This window comes from Chitinophaga oryziterrae (assembly GCF_009758125.1).
Taxonomy (GTDB): Bacteria; Bacteroidota; Bacteroidia; order Chitinophagales; family Chitinophagaceae; genus Chitinophaga; species Chitinophaga oryziterrae.
In genome coordinates this window covers 80,483-98,012 of record NZ_WRXO01000009.1, presented here as the reverse complement: position 1 = coordinate 98,012, position 17,530 = coordinate 80,483, and the positions used below count along the sequence as shown (strand labels likewise).

Genomic DNA, 17,530 nt, shown 5'->3' with positions numbered 1-17,530 from the left:
CTCAGATTTAACCTTTACTTTATGAAAGAAAATAGTAAGATAACTAAATATATTCTGCTCATTGTTATTCTGTTCATATCAGGAAAGACATATTCGCAGATTACACCGGTAACAAGCCCACGGCCGGTAGCAATGCCTGCTGCAGTACCGGCTGCGTATAATAATCCTTCGCTTAATTTCATTCGTGTATTTGAGCCTGGAATGGTCAGCAATGATACCGCTGTTGTTTCTTCTTCCGTAAGATCCATTACCGAAGTGAAACAAACCACACAGTATGTTGATGGTTTGGGACGTCCTTTACAAACCGTATCCAAAGGTATAAGCTCTCAATTGCGTGATCTGGTGGCTTCCCTGGTATATGATACGCTGGGGCATGAAAGATATAAATACCTTCCTTATGTACCACAAACTGGTAATTTTAATGATGGCCGGTTCAAGTCTGATCCGTTTAAGAGTCAGAAAATTTTTTATAACACGGATGCACTTAATCCCGGGGTTACAGGAGACAGCATTTATTATGTTCAGACAGAATATGAATTATCTCCTTTAAACCGGGTATTAAAAATATATGCTCCTGGCAGTAGTTGGGCCAAAGAAGGTGGAAATCACCCTACGGAAAACAGGTATCTGCTGAATGCATTATCTGACTCAGTACACATATGGAACCTCTCCACAAATATTCCAACAGATGGTGGTATATACGCAGCAGGGCAGTTATTTAAAAATGTATTGGTCGATGAAGCTGGTAGCCAGGTTATTGAATATAAAGACAAGGAAGATCATGTAATAATGAAGAAAGTGCAGTTGTCTGATAATGTGGACACTGTTAATGCTCATGCTAACTGGTTATGTACCTATTATGTGTATGACAATTTTAATAATCTGCGTTTCGTTATTCCGCCACTCGCAGTTGAAAAGTTAATGGGGAATAATTGGAGTATAAGCACTTTACTTGCCAATGAACTTTGTTTTCAGTATCAATATGATAACCGCAACAGGATGATCGTAAAAAGAGTTCCTGGAATGGGGCCTGTTAATATGGTATATGATACAAGAGACAGAGTTGTATTTACGCAAGACTCTACACAGCGTCTGCAATCTCCACAGGAATGGCTGGTTACGTTTTATGATGAGCTAAATCGCCCTTCAATGACGGCAATATACAAGGCTAATACTTCAAGAGCTGCATTGCAGGCAAGTATGAATACCGTCAGTTCCGGTACGCAGACGCTTTCTTATACATTTCCCGCTGTAGCAGACATGGTACTGGGTAATTATGATGGAAGCAGTGCTTATGTTGCAACCAAAACCATCACTATGCAGGATAGCTTTGATACTGGGATTGGTGCTGAGTTTTCGGCTTACATAGATAGCACGCTTAATACAGGAGCAACAACACTTATTATTTCGAATCCATTACCAGGTATTACTGCCGGTGCTCTTACTCCGCTTACTTATATCTTTTATGATAATTATAACTTTCCCGGTAAATTGAATTACGAAAGTGGAGAAATTGTGAATCTGCGTGCGGGTAACAATCCATATGCCGAGACACAGCCTGCCGGTGGCAGTACGATGACTCGTGGATTAATAACCGGTAATAAAGTAAGAGTGCTGGGTACAGAGCAATGGTTAACCACTACCAGTTATTATGACGATAAAGGCCGCGTAGTACAGGTAGTGTCAGATAACAATGCCGGTGGGAAAGATATCACTACCAACCAGTTTGATTTTAGCGGAAAGCTGTTGAGCAGCTTTATCCGGCATAAGAATCCCCGTAGTGGAGTTACACCGCAGACTACCATTTTAACGATGATGTCTTATGATCATGCCGGTCGCTTACTGAGCACAACCAAGCGGTTAAATGGTGATTCAACCCAGGAGAAAATAATTGCAGCTAATAGTTACAATGAATTAGGCGAACTTAAACAAAAGAGATTAGGCGTCCTGAAGTCAGGTGGTCAGTTGGACACATTAAGTTATACTTATAATGTTCGAGGCTGGTTATCTGGTATAAACAAATCGTTTGTAAACACTACGGGTAGCAATGATAACTGGTTTGGGGAAGAATTAAGTTACGACTACGGATTCAGCATTCCACAATATAATGGTAATATTTCCGGTGCTAAATGGAAGAGCAGATCTGATGGTATTGCACGTGCCTATGGTTTTAATTATGACAAACCAACCCGTTTAACAACAGCCAACTTTACTCAGCAAAATAGTGGAGCTACAGATTGGATGCAGGACAAAGTAAACTTCTCTGTAAGTGGTCTTTCTTATGATGCGAATGGTAATATTAAAACCATGGCACAAAAAGGGATGATTGGCAATGCTATCACTACAATAGATCAGCTTAGTTACTCTTATGCTCCTACCGGCAGTAATAAATTATTATCAGTAGCAGATACAAGTAATACTACATCTGCCAAACTGGGAGATTTCATAAATGGTACTAATACTGGTGATGATTATAGTTACAATGCAAATGGTAACATGATACAGGACCTTAATAAAGGAATCAGTAGCATCAGTTATAATTACCTTAACCGGCCTGAGGTTATCAAAATAAAGGGTAAAGGTGTTATCACCTATAAATACGATGCCACCGGTACTAAACTGAGGAAGACAGTGACAGATAGTACTTTTAGTACACCTAAAGTTACTGTGACTGATTACCTCGGAGGATTTGTATATGAACAGGATACTTTGCAATTAGTATTTCATGAAGAAGGCCGTATTCGTCTGGTATACAAAACAGGGGTACCTCTTAGTTTTGCTTACGACTATTTTGAGAAAGACCACCTCGGCAATGTCCGTGTAGTATTAGGTACTCAGAGTGATAGCAGCAAATACGCTGCTACGATGGAAACCGCTGCTACCGCTTACGAAAATGCATTGTTCAGTAATATTGACAATACACGTACTGCTGTATCAGGGGTCTCCGGTTATCCTACAGATAATACGACCAATCCTAATGCATTTGTGGCTAAGCTGAATGCTTCCAATGGTCAGAAGATTGGTCCATCGTTGGTATTGCGTGTAATGGCAGGAGATACTATCCAGATGGGTGTAAAAGCTTTTTATAAAAGTACGGGAGCCAGTACATCAGCAACGACTACCTCCGACATGCTGACTGCCCTATTACAGGCATTCAGCGGTGGTAGTGTAAGTGAAGGCGCACATAGTGCAACTGGTGCAGCGTCACCAATTGCAACTAATTTTAGCAGTGCGGATTATGATGCGTTAAAACAAAAGGACCCAACACAGAATGCTTCTGATAAACCCAAAGCATATTTGAACTATACATTGTTTGATGACCGCTTTTCTATGGTCAATGAAAATAGTGGTGTTAAACAGGTTCAGGGTAGTCCGGATGCTCTACAGACCTTAGGTACAGACAGAATGGTGGTGAAGAAAACCGGATTTTTGTATATTTATACAAGTAATGAGAGTGCACAAGATGTCTTCTTTGATAATCTGGTAGTTACATATAATACAGGACCTTTGCTTGAAGAAACACATTATTATCCATTTGGGCTGACGATGGCAGGGATTAGCTCAAAAGCGCTGAAAAGTGCGAATTATCCGGAGAACAGATTGAAGTATAATGGAAAGGAGTTGCAAAGTGGAGAGTTCGGGGATGGATCAGGGTTGGAGTGGTATGATTATGGAACAAGGATGCAGGACCCGCAGATAGGTAGATGGCATACAATAGATCCTCTTGCAGATAAAATGAGAAGATATTCTCCCTATAATTATGCTTTTGACAATCCTATTAGATTTACAGATCCTGATGGAATGGCTCCATACGATGACTATTATAGTAAAAAGAATGGTAAATATTTAGGGAGTGACGCATATGCATCAACGACTAATCGTTTGATTGATGAAGATAAATTCAATCAAATCAGTCAGGAAAGTGGTGGTTCTAATACTTGGACAGCTACAGTACAATTACAGGATGCAAGTAATAGTAAAGAAATAACAGTTGACAAAGAAGGAATAAATAGTGCTGCACAGCAACTAAGAGACGATTCTAAAACCAAGGGAATCGAGCACCAGATTTTAATAGTATTAGACCGTGACAATGCTACTGTTACAGCATCTCCAGGTCCTTCTGGAACAAATAGTAAAACAGAAATAAGCTATTATCCATCGGAGTCTTATGGTGTTTCGTATGCAGATAAACCAGGAGGAGCGGTTATTATTGGCCAAGCTCATGGACATCCTGAAACAACAGAGCAAGGAATGCAGACGTTAAGCGCAATGTCCGAATTTGATCAAAATACTTCAAATTCTATGCAAATCCCTATTTATGGTATAGATGCAATGAATGGTAGTGGAAATACAGGAAAGCCAGCAAACATCAACAGAGCTAACCCTGATGGAACAAAGACTAACAACATTGGGAAGACACAAGGTGCTGGCAAGTATAATACCAATGCAGGGTTTAATATAGGGTTGAATGCTTTAAGAATTTGGGGAAGAAGTGGGACACCAAAATTTTAAATTAAATGAGAAACATATTTATAGTTGCATTTATTCTATGTCATTTTGCAGGCTATTCTCAAGGGAATAAGATAACGTATATTCTTCCTGACAGTGTTGAAGTTCGGGTTTACAATCATCTGCGGATGGTGTTGAATACTCGAAATGATAATAAATATTATTTCTTTTTAAGGAAGGATACAGTTGGTGCTTATAGTCTTACTATTGTTCCTTTTAAAGATAGCGATCAGACTCTGGATAGGAATTGGGTTAATAGCACTAATCGGTATGCATTAGTAAATGGGAAATTATACCCTATATTGCTAGACTACGATTTTACGTTTAGTAGTCCAGACCTGGATGTTGGCAATTTTGGGCACAGGGATGGTAATATACGGAAGCTACATTTACTGACACATGGATACACGATTTATTTTAAAACGAATGGTTCAGTACTTAAAGAAGATAATTGGTAATATCAGAGTCTATTACTATAAAGTCGCAGGGATTAACCATCCTTGCGACTTTGTTTTTTATCTTGAGTAAGCTTTTTTAGTATTGTTGTAAGTAATGGCCATATCAATAAAGTAATAGATTTTTTCTTTCTCCTCCTCGGGTAATGCCTCAATATCTTCTATTCGTTTAAGGAGCTTTTTATCCAATACCATTTTAGCCGTTCCATCGATCAGGTAGTCGACCGTAACACCCAGTTCATCCGCTATTTTTTTAGCCGTCTCAATAGAGGGTTTAATCTCATTGCGTTCATACCTGCCAATGATGGGCGCAGAAGTCCCCACCTTTTTAGCCAGGTCATCCTGTGACATTTTAAGCTGTTTGCGTAGCAATACGGTCTGTTCTCCAAAAGTCATATAAAAGTGCTTTAAACGTCCTTAAATAAAGGATCCAGGTAAAATTAAGCCACTTATTTGTGCTTTGCAAAACAAAAAGGTGTTGTTTATTTAAAACCAATTGATTGTTTTTATCACCAATTGGTACTATAAAATATTTTTCCACATGGCAAAGCAAACAAGATTAGTCAAGCTGCATGGTAAATACCAGTTAGTCCGTAATCATTGGAATCATGGTCGAGATGTGCCGTGGTTGAATGTAAGCGGTTTATGGCTGGAACAGGCAGGGTTTAAGGTAGGTGATCAGCTGGAGATCACGGTAGGGAGTAAAACGTTGAAGATAAAAAAGAAGGCTGTTCATGGAGATAAAGGAGATTAAGCAGCAGCTGTCACTACTGGAAGTGGTGGTGCATTATGGATTATATCCGGATGCGCATTACCGGTTGCATTGCCCGTTCCATGCAGATAAAACCCCTTCGCTTCAGTTGTATCCGAAAACGGGTACTTACTGCTGCTTTAGCAGTAACTGTAATGCAGGAACAGGCGATGCGATACAGTTTATCCAGTTGATGGAAAAATGCAACAAACATGAAGCGCTTATAAAAGCGCAAGGGTTGCTGACTGTGGCAGGTGCAACGCTCCCTGTTAAGCCAGTCACAGCACCAGTAGTCAATGCTGAAGAGGAAGTGCTGGAGCAGGAAGCACTGCTGCTGAAAGTGTTCAATTTTTATAAGAAAGCGTTACCGCTTACCAAGAAAGCAGTTGAATACCTGGAAGGCAGAGGGATTACGTACCCTTTACATGAAATAGGCTACAACAGTGGTGGGTTGCATGTGGAAAGTAAAAACCATTACCTGGTGAGCAGTATGGTCAAGTATGGACTGCTGAAACCCCGTCCTGCGGGAGGTTATAACGTATGGGCAAAAGACTGTGTGATCTTCCCATTGCGGAATGGGGACAATAAGATCGTATCGTTTTATGGTCGCAGTATCAGTAATGACAGCGATCAACGGCACTTTTACCTGATGGGGAGAAGTGGCCTTTATCCGGGTTATCCGCAAGGATCTGCTACACGGCTGATATTGACAGAAAGCATGATAGATGCGGCCAGTCTGTTACAACAACCGGAGATCAGCATGGAGTATAGTGTACTGGCATTATATGGTACGAATGGGCTGACGGAAGAACACCAGCAGGCGATTATGAGTTGTAGTGGTTTAGTTGAAATCATCCTGATGCTGGATGGGGATGCTGCAGGTCAGGCAGCTACGGTAAAACATGCGCAGACACTGGCAGGACTACTGCCCCACTTATTGATCAGTACCGTAGCGCTTCCCGCTGATGAGGATATCAACAGTGTGTTACAGACCCATGATGACAGCCGTATCCTGGCAGCGCTGATAGATCAGCGGCAGCCAGTCAGTTTTTTTTCTTCAATTGAAGAAAAAAAACTGACTGTTGTGATGCCTACCGTACCAGTATCAGCCCCCTCTGATAACCGTTTGAATACGGTTAATGCGGAGTTACTCATCTATGATGGCGGCCTGTTACAGCTCACTGTTTTAGGCGGTATAAAAGTAACAGGATTAGACCGGATGCGGGTGACGCTGAAAGTAGCACATCTGCAGAAGCAGTTGTTACCGCTGCGCCACAATCTTGATCTGTACAATCACGGTCATACAGAACAACTGATCAGTAAGATAGCAGAGTTGTTCGATATGAGTATGCAGGTAGTGGCAGGAGTGATAGGACAACTGACCAGCGCCCTGGAAGGTTACCGGGTGCAGCGGATAGAAAGCCTGCAACCTAGAGCAGCCGTGAGACCAGAGCTGACAGCCGCGCAGCGGCAGGCAGCGATTAATTACCTGCGGCAGGAAAATTTATTGCAACAGACGAATGCAGATATCGGTAAATCCGGTATTGTAGGAGAAGCGGTCAACCGGTTGATAGCTTACCTGGTGTACAGCAGCCGTAAACAAGCTACCCCGTTGCATGTGATGTTCCTGGGAGCGAGTGCCAGCGGGAAAACCTACCTGCAGGAAAAGGTATCTTCGCTGATACCCGCAGAAGATAAGATAGAGATCACCCAGATCACAGAGAATGCGTTTTATTATTTTAAGCAGGAGGAATTAAAACATAAGCTGTTGCTGATAGAAGATCTTGATGGTGCAGAATCTTCCCTATATCCGTTGAGGGAGCTGCAGAGTAAGAAGCGGATCAGTAAAACAGTTACTTTAAAAGATAGTAAAGGGAACCTGAAAACGGTTACTGTGACGGTGGAAGGCCCTGTTAGTGTGAGTGGTTGTACGACGCGGGAAAAGCTGTATGAAGATAATGCGAACCGTTGCCTGTTGTTGTATGTAGATAGCAGTAAAGAACAGGACAAAGCCATTATGGACTACCAGACGCGTTTAAGTGCGGGAGTGATCAACCATAGCGGGGAACATGCGATTAAGGCGCTGTATAGAAACATACAGCAGGTGTTACAACCGGTACAGGTGGTCAATCCTTACGCGCATTATATACAGTTACCGGAACAGATTTTTAAGCCCCGTCGTACGATGACGTTGCTGTTATCGTTTATAGAAACGGTTACCTTTTATCATCAGTACCAGCGGGAAGTGAAACGTGATGGGCAGGGTCAGTCTTATATTGTCTCCACGCCAGCGGATATAACAGCGGCGTTCCAGTTGTTAAAAGAAGTGCTGTTTAGTAAGGGTGATGAGCTGGCGAATGCTACGCGAAACTTTTTAGAACAGTTGAAGGTATATTTACAGCAGCATGGCCAGGAAAGCTTTACGCCACAGCAGATCCGCCAACAGTTCAGGTTACATCCCCGTAGTTTACAACGCTATATCCGGGAACTGCATCAGTATGGCTATCTGCGGCAGGTAACTGGTTATAAGCATCGTAAGGGCTTTGAATACAGTATAGCCGACAATGGTGAATACCATCAGCTCACCAGTGAGATAGATGCACAATTACAGGTTATACTATCTAAAATAACAGCTACTGCGTCTACTGCGACAGTAGTGCGACAGTAAGTTACTGTCGCAGTAAGAGCAGCTACGGTTAAGGGTTTATGCTACTGCGACAACTACGACAGCCCCAAAGACTATAGTAGTAAAATTTATCTCTCCTTCTTCTATTACAAATTATTATGGAAACGGTTTACTTATTACACAGTAATGAGCATGTGTTGTTATGTGCTGGTTTTAAGGTGTGGCTGCAAACGTTGGGCTATGCAGAGAGCAGTGTCTATAATCTTCCCCGTCATACGGGAGAGTTCCTGTACTACCAGGAACAGCATGGTAAAACGACCTTATCACAGCTACAGGCCAGTGATGTGATTGCTTTTATCACTCAGATGAAAGAAAAGATAGGGATCCGTACGGGTCGTGGTTACAGTGCTGGTCACATCAACAAATACATACAGGCTTTACTGTTGTTCAGCCGCTACATCCGGGAAACGGGTAAATGCGGGATAGGCTTTAGCGTGGAACGGGTGGCAGACATCCGTGGTAAACCAGCCTGGCTGACAGTGCAGGAAATACAGCAATTATATGCTGCCACCGATGATAGTGTGTTGGGTATGCGTGACCGTGCCATGCTGGCTGTTTTTTATGGTTGTGGCTTACGGTTAAATGAAGGCGCGAGCCTGGAAACCGGTGATCTGTTAACAGATCGGGGGTTGCTGTATGTACGCAATGGTAAGGGTTACCGGGAAAGGTATGTACCCATCAGCAGGTTATCCCAGGACCTGTTACAGTTATATATAACCGATGGGCGTCCACAGTTATTGCAAACTTCCACACAAAGGCTGTTTATAGGCGCAAATAAGGGCGAAGGGTTGACGAAGCAGAGTTTATACGTCCGGATCAAACAACTGGCTAAAAAGGCGGAAATCTTAAAGAATATAGGTACCCATACCCTGCGTCATAGTATTGCTACCCATCTGTTACAATCGGGGATGGTACTGGAACAGATCCAGGCATTTTTAGGACATGCAGGATTAGACAGCACACAAATCTATACTCACCTTACAAATGAAGTATGATGACGTTTAACACTTATTTAGCACAGAAGAACTACAGTCCCGCTACAATTACCACGTATACTAAATACCTGCAAAACTTTACACAGTGGCTGGAAGTGGAGTTACTAACAGCAGCGGAGGTCACTTACAGCGGATTACTGGAATATATACGGTGGTTACAGGAAAAGGGTAAAAAAAACGCCTTAATACAGCATATTCTATGCCCATTACGTCATTACTTTAACTACCTGATAGTAACAGGAGAACGCATTGATAATCCCGCAGCAGGCTTGTTCCTCAAAGGTATCACCCGTCGATTACCTGGGAATCTGCTAAGCCTGGAGCAGTTGCAGCAGTTGTATGAGCAGTATAATATCCAGCTGCATGTACCGGTTGTTAAAAAGATCATGTTAGGATTACTGATCTATCAGGGCATCACAGTAGAAGAGTTGAGACGGCTGGAGGCAGCGGATTTTTACTTACAGGAAGGCAAGGTAAATATCGGTGGCAGCCGTCATAGTAATGAAAGATGGTTGAAGCTGGAACCTTTACAGGTATTGCATCTGCAGGAGTATCTGAAAGTTAACAGGTTCAAGGCTGGTCCTCTGTTCACCGTAGAGAAAAACGGAATCATCGGAAAACACAACATCGTTTGCCAGGTAAACTGGATGATGCGCCAGTTACGACAGCTTAATCCTAAGCTGATCAATGCACAACAGATCAGGAGTAGTGTGATTACCGCATGGCTAAAGCCGCATCATCTGCGGCAGGTACAGTATATGGCAGGTCACCGGTATGTAAGCAGTACACAGCGTTACCAGGTCAGCCATCTGGAAGATCTGCAAAGTTCTCTTCGCAGATATCATCCCATGAAATAAGGCAGTTCCCCAATAAAAGTACCATAGTAAGGTTAATTATTAACTTGATAATCCTAAACAATTATGAATAACTACCTGATCAAAACAAGTGAAGGCGAGTTAAAGATTATGCAGGTAAAACCCGCAGATGAAGCCTCCTTCCATGCCACGTATAGTAACCAAATCATCGCTTCAGGAAGCAGTATACAGGAGATACTGATTAAATACGGCGAGTTATTAAACGGGGAATCCGGGCAATAGCGTCTGACTTTACGATGATGTAATAGCTATCCAGGTCTTAAACAGACCTGGATTTTTTTTATTCAATTGAAAAAAAAGAAACCGTTATTTTTAGGGTATTAGTAGTTCTTTGAAGATTGTAAAAGGAAGACGGTAATTACTACCCATTTGGAGGAACAATGGCCGGAATTTCTTCAAAAGCACTGAAAGGAGCAAATTATGAGGAGAACAGACTGAAGTATAACGGGAAGGAATTGCAGAATAAAGAATTTGGAGATGGTAGTGGACTGGAGTTATATGACTATGGCGCAAGGATGTATGATGCGCAGATTGGCAGATGGGGGGTGATTGATCCTAAGGTTGAAAAGTATAATATGCTAAGCCCTTATGCTTATGGTATGAATAATCCTGTCCTGTTTGTTGATCCGGATGGGAAGGATAATGTTATTTATTTCATGAACCTTCAAAATTCAGGTGTTAACAATACTCAGGCAATGCAAATTATAAACCAGGCTAATCAGCATTTTAAACACATGGGATTGAATACACGTGTTATGATGGCAGACAGCAAGAGTTTTGATATATCAAAAATGGACAAAACGGATGCTTTTGCTGTTTTAGGAAAGGTGGGAGATATTGTAGACTTTCTGAGAGAAAAGAAGTCAGAATATACTGACGAAATTGAAAAAGAGTATAGTGGAAATAGTGAATCAGATACTCCGGAAGTTAGCCCGATAGAAGGCAATGTTATTACTCTTAATGCTAAAGCAATGAAGGAGTATGGAGAGCTGGCACACTCTACATATGAGAGTGTAGCTGCTTTAAGTATTGCTCATGGTGCAGGGCATAGTGCTGGACTTAGACATGATCGTAATAATGGTTCTGTGGCGCCAAGACAACTATGGCCATCATTTAATATGTTTGATTTAATCAGACCGAAACCGCATGATATGTATGATATGATAGGTCGAGAAATAATACCCCAATACGGTGTAATGTCTGATGGTAATGCGGTAATTGGTTATAGAACTGCACGCACTCCCGGTATAAGTTCCTTGGGACAAACATTAAATCAGTTAACTGATTTGACAAGAGCAACTGAGAATCAAGGTGTGATAAAGAATTATTATCTTCTTAGGTTTGGTAATCATTTGGCAGCACCTAATCCAGGTATTCAGATAATAAAATAATAAAACAATGAAGTATACTACTATTCTCTTCCTGCTTATTTTTTTACAGAAAGATAAACAGGAAGATCTCAGAGAGATAAATTTGTTTAATGGAAAATTTGTTTTTTCAGTACCAAAGTATCTAAATGAGAAAGGGCCGTTAATATCTACACGTCAAGACTATAAATATGACCGTCATTTTTTTAACAAAGATTCAAGTATTAAGATCCTGATTAATGTAGGCTATGAACAGATAATCGGTTTACGTGGGAATATGAGTTATGAGAAGAAATTATTATTAGGGAAATCTGATGGTCTGGATAAAAAAATAACAGGTGAAGAAATACTTTCGATTAATAACAGACCGGTATTACTCATTTCATGTGATTTTTCCAATCCGGGTTTTGAAATGGCAAAATGGCATGGAAAACTTATGGTATTTAATACTACAGCAGGAGGGGTTACTGTATTTATGTCTTATGGTTATAGGAATAAAGGAGAGGAGGATAAGCGGGACCTATTATTAAAGAAGTTTATTGAAAGTATCAAAATGAATTGATCAGTATAAGGAAGCCGCAGGGTACCACCCGTGAATTGTTTATAGCGAATAAAGCCGCAGGTATTTCCTGCGGCTTTTACTATTACTTATGATAAACCCTCATCGCATATCCCACTACTACCACAGTAGCGCTTGTATTATTCTTCCTATTCGTATCGCCTTTCTGAATTTTCACAAATTCATAGTTGCCGCCGCCTTCAACAAATATGCTGCTATTCTTTAGATGATAAGCAACACCGATATACCGTTAACACCCGCAAATCCTACCTGAACTATGCCTTATTTGATGATAGATTCAGCATAGTCAATAAAAATAGTGGTGTGAAACAGGTGCAGGGTAATCCTGATCAGTTGCAGACACTGGGTACAGACAGAATGATAATAAAGAAGACTGGATTTCTCTATATTTATACCAGTAATGAGAGTGGAGAGGATGTGTTCTTTGATAATCTGGTAGTTGTGCATAATGGTGGGCCTCTATTGGAAGAAACACATTATTATCCGTTTGGCCTAACCATAGCAGGAATTTCTTCTAAAGCATTGAAGGGCAAGAGTTATGCTGAGAATAGGATGAGGTATAACGGGAAGGAGCTGCAGAGTGGAGAGTTTAAAGATGGTAGCCTCGCATGGAGGACTTCCTACACCTCACGTAAATCAGAAAATTGATGCCGAAGGGAATAAAATTCCAAATGGAGTTCGCGCACCCCGGCCACATGAATATCCTAGAAATAACAGATTTCTGCAGTGGTTAACTGGCGAATAAAATCCTTTAATATTATGAAACCATCATGATTTTTAAAAGCAGACAGTGGTATGAATAATCATGATAGCTTCATCACCGTTAAAAACAAATTATATACAGATGAACAGTACTTCTTTAGAAAATATTGTATTAGAATTGAATGAATATGATCCTGAAGAGGTCCAATTATCAATTGATAGCGCTGACTTTAGGGTTGAAAACCCTTATTTGAACATTACAGTTCGAATTGAGATGGACGAAACAAGGGAAGAAAAGTGGCGGATATATTTAATTGGTTATCTTTCAGGGCACATATCCACGGCTACCTCTTTTTACGTTGATCTCAAAAAAGATCACCCCCTGCTTTGGGACTATAATAATATACAGGCCAGTTTATATTTTAATGGACAACCAGATGATTTTTATAGACTTTATTGGGATTTGCATAATATTCATACATCTCTATATGGATCTTATAATACAATAGATAAGTATTTAAATGAAGTTGGTCAATTAGACAAATTGCTGAAGTCTGGTTATGGATTACTAGCTAATGGTCCTAAGAATTTGTTAGTTAAATTTGCTGAATGCCTTGAAGAAAATGGGATCAAAAGCTCAATAACTAATGAGAGGGAACCCGTTTATTGGAATGGCAGCAGAACGGTGTCAGCATTGCAAAATCTTTCTGTATTATTGATTGGTGAATCTTATATAATCACTAATGAATTTAAAATAGAAAAAATTTCTGCAACTTTATAATCTCAAAAAGAGATGTGGGAGAATCACAAATAGTTCTGATCTTTTTCAAATTATAAACGACTGTTAAGTGAGCTTGTCAGATCGTTGATAAAAGCTTTAATGTATTATATGGACGGATTACGGCGAGTTAAAGAAAATTTTGATCAGGGTTTCGATTTTGACACATTCTCATCTGAGCTAAATGTCTTTTATAATTTATTGAAAGAAAGAATCAGAATATATGCATAAATCTTAAAGATTACTATTCAGTATGAGCCGCAAAGTGAAGTTGCTACCGTTTTATATTTATTACCCAATGTATCTGTAGTATGGATCAAAAAAGGAGGATCTTATAACATTTATATAAATAAAAATAATTGGACACTTGATACGATTCAAAAGTAATATGAGAAAAGCATATTTTATCGTCTTATTCATTTTGACTATACTAATTCAAACAAAGGCTCAGAATAATCCGGTGTGTAATTGTAATTATGCCTCTCATTATAAAATTGAGAAGTATATATTTAAGGCTGATAGTATTGCCAGTAAGCTTAAAAAACAATACAATCAAAATGTTAGAGTTATTGGCGCCAACTGTGAATAACATATTTCGGTAAATCTGCTATTCGGATAATCAAAGGATACAAAAAAACTCGCATCATGAGAAACGTACTCACGATCCTGTTTAACTGTATGTAAAAAAGTACTATCAGTCATAATAGCTTTCAACCAGCGATCAAATTTTGCCCCTTCTACTATTTCTTTTTTCTTATTCATTAAATCGTAGTTGAAGCCTTTGTCCCTACCATTTACTTTTACAATAAACACTAGTGTTGCAGCGTCATGACAGTTATCAACCAATATAAAGAGACCTCTTTCCAAAGCCTTACTGTATTACATGGAGGGATTTAAGTATCCGTATCCTTAATTTATATTGTATTAATGAAACGAATGTAAAGGAGGTTGTCAAAAGTAATTTGATGGGCCTGAGAATTGCGTAAACGAAAATTCTCTCCATCTGGTACCCGAATGAAATCGGGCAAAAGTTACTTTTGACAGCCTCTTTACTATTACTTACGACAAACCCTCATCGCATACCCCACAACTACCACCGCAGCCCCCGTATTATTCTTCCCATTCGTATTGCCTTTCTGAATTTTCACAAACCCATAGTTGCCACCACCTTCTAAGAATATGCTACTATTCTTCAAATGATAAGCAACACCCACATGCCCGTTAACACCCGCATTGGCAGCATGCAGATCTTTCTTGATATTCTCCGTTCTGTCAAAAGATTGCTCTCCTCCGGGGAGGGGTTGGGTATGTTGTTCATCGAGGTAGATGGTGCTGCTGCCACTGGTGATATTTTTAGCATTCAGCACAAAGCTTACAAAAGGGCCAACGGCTGCATAAAGGTCCCAATGATTACGTAATAAGAAATGATATTTCGCGAGGATAGGAATCATGAGATAATTGAATTTAGCCGTGCTTTTATAATTCGCATAGAGATAGGGGGGGGCCTGCCCATCCGGGAACATAGCCGCTAATTCGGGTGGAGTAGAAAAAGCCTGGTTGCCGTTCTTCTTGCCACCCTGAGAACTGTACTGTATTTCAGGCTGGATGGAAAAACGTCTGGTAAGATGGAACTCCGCCTGTATGGACGCATCCGGCCCAAGACGGGAGCCATAACCGTTGTTGATGGGGTTTTTAGAGTCACCGGAAGTGAGATTGGGAATACTAAGTCCTGCTTTGATACCAATATCAGTTTGTGCTATGGCGTTTATCGAAGCCACAATAAGCAGGAGAATACACAAGTTTCTTTTCATGATATGAAAGTTGTACTGGATAGAATAAAAAGGGGTACCTGATAAAGTTAAGATTATCAGCATATAGTGAAACACATGAAAGCGGGATAATGTTGTCTTCTTTAGTAATATGATGTTCACAATGTCTGGTAGATTATTGTTAACAGGATTTCATTTTAATATTACATTGCTTATTTTACCTGCTTAATCAATGTTACAGGGACAATGAGAAAAATGTTAATCATGAGCGCCGTTGCTTTGCTTTGCTGTATTGTCATGGTACAGGGGCAGGCTAAACATTCCTTCGCGCTGGGGAAAACTGCCTTTTTACTGGACGGGAAACCTTACCAGATCATCAGCGGGGAAATGCACCCTGCACGTATTCCCAAAGAATACTGGAAACACCGTATCCAGATGGCCAAGGCTATGGGATGTAATACTATCGCCGTATATGTTTTCTGGAACTATCATGAACAGGAACCTGGTCAGTTTGATTTTACATCGGAGAACCGCAATATAGCAGAATTCATTAAGCTGATACAGGCAGAAGGGATGTGGGTACTGTTACGCCCGGGCCCGTATGTATGTGGAGAATGGGATTTCGGGGGATTACCGCCTTACCTGCTGCGTACCCCCGATATTAAAGTACGTTGCCTGGACCCCCGTTATATGGAAGCCGTAACCCGTTATGCAAAAGCCCTCAGCGAACAGGTGAAGCCGCTGTTGGTGACCAACGGCGGACCAATCCTCATGATGCAGGTAGAAAATGAATATGGTAGCTTTGGTAACGATAAGCAATACCTTTATAAGCTGAAACAGATCTGGGAAGAGGATGGCATTAACATTCCTTTCTATACCGCAGACGGCCCCGTGGCTGCCTTACTGGAAGCCGGTGGCGTACCAGGGGCTGCGGTAGGACTCGATTCCGGCAGTTCTGAAGGCGACTTCACCGCGGCTCACAACTACAATCCTGAGGTTCCCAGCTTCAGCAGCGAATCCTATCCCGGCTGGTTAACACACTGGGGCGAGAAATGGCAGCGCCCGGACAAAGCAGGAATCGCAAAAGAGGTGAAATTCCTGATGACGACCAACCGCTCCTTTAATCTGTACGTCATTCACGGGGGTACGAATTTCGGTTTTACTGCCGGCGCAAATGCTGGTGGTAAAGGATATGAACCTGACCTTACCAGTTATGATTATGATGCACCTATCGATGAACAGGGTAATCCTACAGAAAAATATTTCCTGTTACGCGATGTGATCAATTGTGACAAGAAAAAGAAATTACCACCTTTACCAGCAGCGATACCCACCATTACTATCCCCGCGGTAGAGATGAAACCTTTTACCAGTGTATGGGCTAATCTGCCCACAGCCATACCGTCCGTTCAGCCTAAACCTTTTGAAGCTTACGGACAGGACTATGGTTTTATGGTCTATAAAACAGTATTGATAGGACATAAAAGCGGTACGCTGAATATTACTGCCGTACATGATTATGCCACCGTATTCCTGAATGGAGAATACATTGGAAAGATAGATCGCCGTTTGGGTGAAAACAGCATAGAATTACCAAAGACAGATGTAAAGAATCCCGTGTTGGAGATATTGGTGGAAGGAATGGGTCGTATAAACTTCAGAGAGGAACTGATAGATCGTAAAGGGATTACAGACAGGGTTACCCTGAATAATATGACACTGATGAACTGGGAAGTATATAGCCTGCCGATGAAGAATGATTTTATTCAGCAATTAAAGGCAAGTGATAAAACAAACAGGCCCGGACAGTTCTATAAAGGGACCTTTACTTTAAATACAACAGGAGATACATTTATAGACGTTTCTGACTTCCAGAAAGGCGTAATATGGGTGAATGGTCATAATTTAGGAAGATACTGGCAAATAGGCCCGCAATTCCGTTTATACTGCCCCGCGAGCTGGTTGAATAAAGGAGAGAATTCAGTAGTGGTGTTTGACCTGCATAAACTGAACGAGGCAAAAATAACAGGAGAGAAGAAAATGGAGTAAACAGAGAAAGCCCA

13 protein-coding genes and 1 pseudogene are annotated in these 17,530 nt (G+C 40.9%); 11 read left to right on the top strand and 3 right to left on the bottom strand.

Translation table 11 applies throughout. The features are described 5' to 3' along the window. Positions 1 to 21 precede the first annotated feature (21 nt). A complete protein-coding gene (locus GO495_RS24865; protein WP_205691324.1) occupies positions 22 to 4,512 on the top strand; it encodes a DUF6443 domain-containing protein in 4,491 nt (1,496 codons plus the stop codon). 512 nt (positions 4,513 to 5,024) lie between these two features. On the opposite strand, the gene GO495_RS24855 is transcribed toward GO495_RS24865, so the two are convergent. After that, the gene (locus tag GO495_RS24855) at positions 5,025 to 5,360 is read right to left on the bottom strand and encodes a helix-turn-helix domain-containing protein (protein WP_157302658.1); all 336 of its coding nucleotides are present in this window, start codon (positions 5,358 to 5,360) and stop codon (positions 5,025 to 5,027) included. A 145-nt stretch (positions 5,361 to 5,505) separates the two neighbouring features. Between GO495_RS24855 and GO495_RS24850 the strand changes: the two genes are divergently transcribed. The 9 genes and pseudogenes from GO495_RS24850 to GO495_RS24810 all read left to right on the top strand — a co-directional run bounded on the left by GO495_RS24850 (position 5,506) and on the right by GO495_RS24810 (position 13,701). Continuing rightward, positions 5,506 to 5,718 (top strand): SymE family type I addiction module toxin, encoded by a 213-nt coding sequence (locus GO495_RS24850; protein WP_157302657.1) that lies wholly within the window; start codon positions 5,506 to 5,508, stop codon positions 5,716 to 5,718. Continuing rightward, a complete protein-coding gene (locus tag GO495_RS24845; RefSeq protein ID WP_157302656.1) occupies positions 5,699 to 8,383 on the top strand; it encodes a CHC2 zinc finger domain-containing protein in 2,685 nt (894 codons plus the stop codon). Before GO495_RS24850 ends, GO495_RS24845 begins: the two co-directional genes overlap by 20 nt. 116 nt (positions 8,384 to 8,499) lie before the next feature. Next, positions 8,500 to 9,396 carry a tyrosine-type recombinase/integrase gene (locus tag GO495_RS24840; protein ID WP_157302655.1) on the top strand — a complete coding sequence of 299 codons (897 nt, stop codon included), beginning with the start codon at positions 8,500 to 8,502 and terminating at the stop codon, positions 9,394 to 9,396. Further along, complete coding sequence (locus GO495_RS24835) at positions 9,393 to 10,253, top strand: tyrosine-type recombinase/integrase (protein WP_157302654.1); 861 nt, start codon at positions 9,393 to 9,395, stop codon at positions 10,251 to 10,253. Before GO495_RS24840 ends, GO495_RS24835 begins: the two co-directional genes overlap by 4 nt. Before the next feature lie 63 nt (positions 10,254 to 10,316). Further along, positions 10,317 to 10,493, top strand: coding sequence for a hypothetical protein (locus GO495_RS24830; protein ID WP_157302653.1), 177 nt, complete (start codon positions 10,317 to 10,319; stop codon positions 10,491 to 10,493). A gap of 149 nt (positions 10,494 to 10,642) precedes the next feature. Next, a pseudogene (locus GO495_RS24825) lies at positions 10,643 to 11,662 on the top strand (RHS repeat domain-containing protein); the annotation flags it as partial. A gap of 7 nt (positions 11,663 to 11,669) precedes the next feature. Beyond that, complete coding sequence (locus GO495_RS24820; protein WP_157302651.1) at positions 11,670 to 12,200, top strand: hypothetical protein; 531 nt, start codon at positions 11,670 to 11,672, stop codon at positions 12,198 to 12,200. Between the two features lie 321 nt (positions 12,201 to 12,521). Beyond that, a complete protein-coding gene (locus GO495_RS24815; protein ID WP_157302650.1) occupies positions 12,522 to 12,866 on the top strand; it encodes a hypothetical protein in 345 nt (114 codons plus the stop codon). A 196-nt stretch (positions 12,867 to 13,062) separates the two neighbouring features. Further along, positions 13,063 to 13,701 carry a hypothetical protein gene (locus tag GO495_RS24810; protein ID WP_157302649.1) on the top strand — a complete coding sequence of 213 codons (639 nt, stop codon included), beginning with the start codon at positions 13,063 to 13,065 and terminating at the stop codon, positions 13,699 to 13,701. Positions 13,702 to 14,250: 549 nt separating this feature from the next. Here GO495_RS24810 and GO495_RS24805 read toward each other — a convergent pair. Both GO495_RS24805 and GO495_RS24800 read right to left on the bottom strand, forming a co-directional pair. Continuing rightward, on the bottom strand, positions 14,251 to 14,565 hold the full coding sequence (locus GO495_RS24805; protein WP_157302648.1) for a hypothetical protein: 315 nt from the start codon (positions 14,563 to 14,565) through the stop codon (positions 14,251 to 14,253). Positions 14,566 to 14,753: 188 nt separating this feature from the next. Beyond that, complete coding sequence (locus GO495_RS24800; protein ID WP_157302647.1) at positions 14,754 to 15,509, bottom strand: porin family protein; 756 nt, start codon at positions 15,507 to 15,509, stop codon at positions 14,754 to 14,756. 204 nt (positions 15,510 to 15,713) lie between these two features. On the opposite strand from GO495_RS24800, the gene GO495_RS24795 reads away from it, so the two are divergent. Continuing rightward, positions 15,714 to 17,516, top strand: coding sequence for a glycoside hydrolase family 35 protein (locus GO495_RS24795; protein ID WP_157302646.1), 1,803 nt, complete (start codon positions 15,714 to 15,716; stop codon positions 17,514 to 17,516). Positions 17,517 to 17,530: the final 14 nt, after the last annotated feature.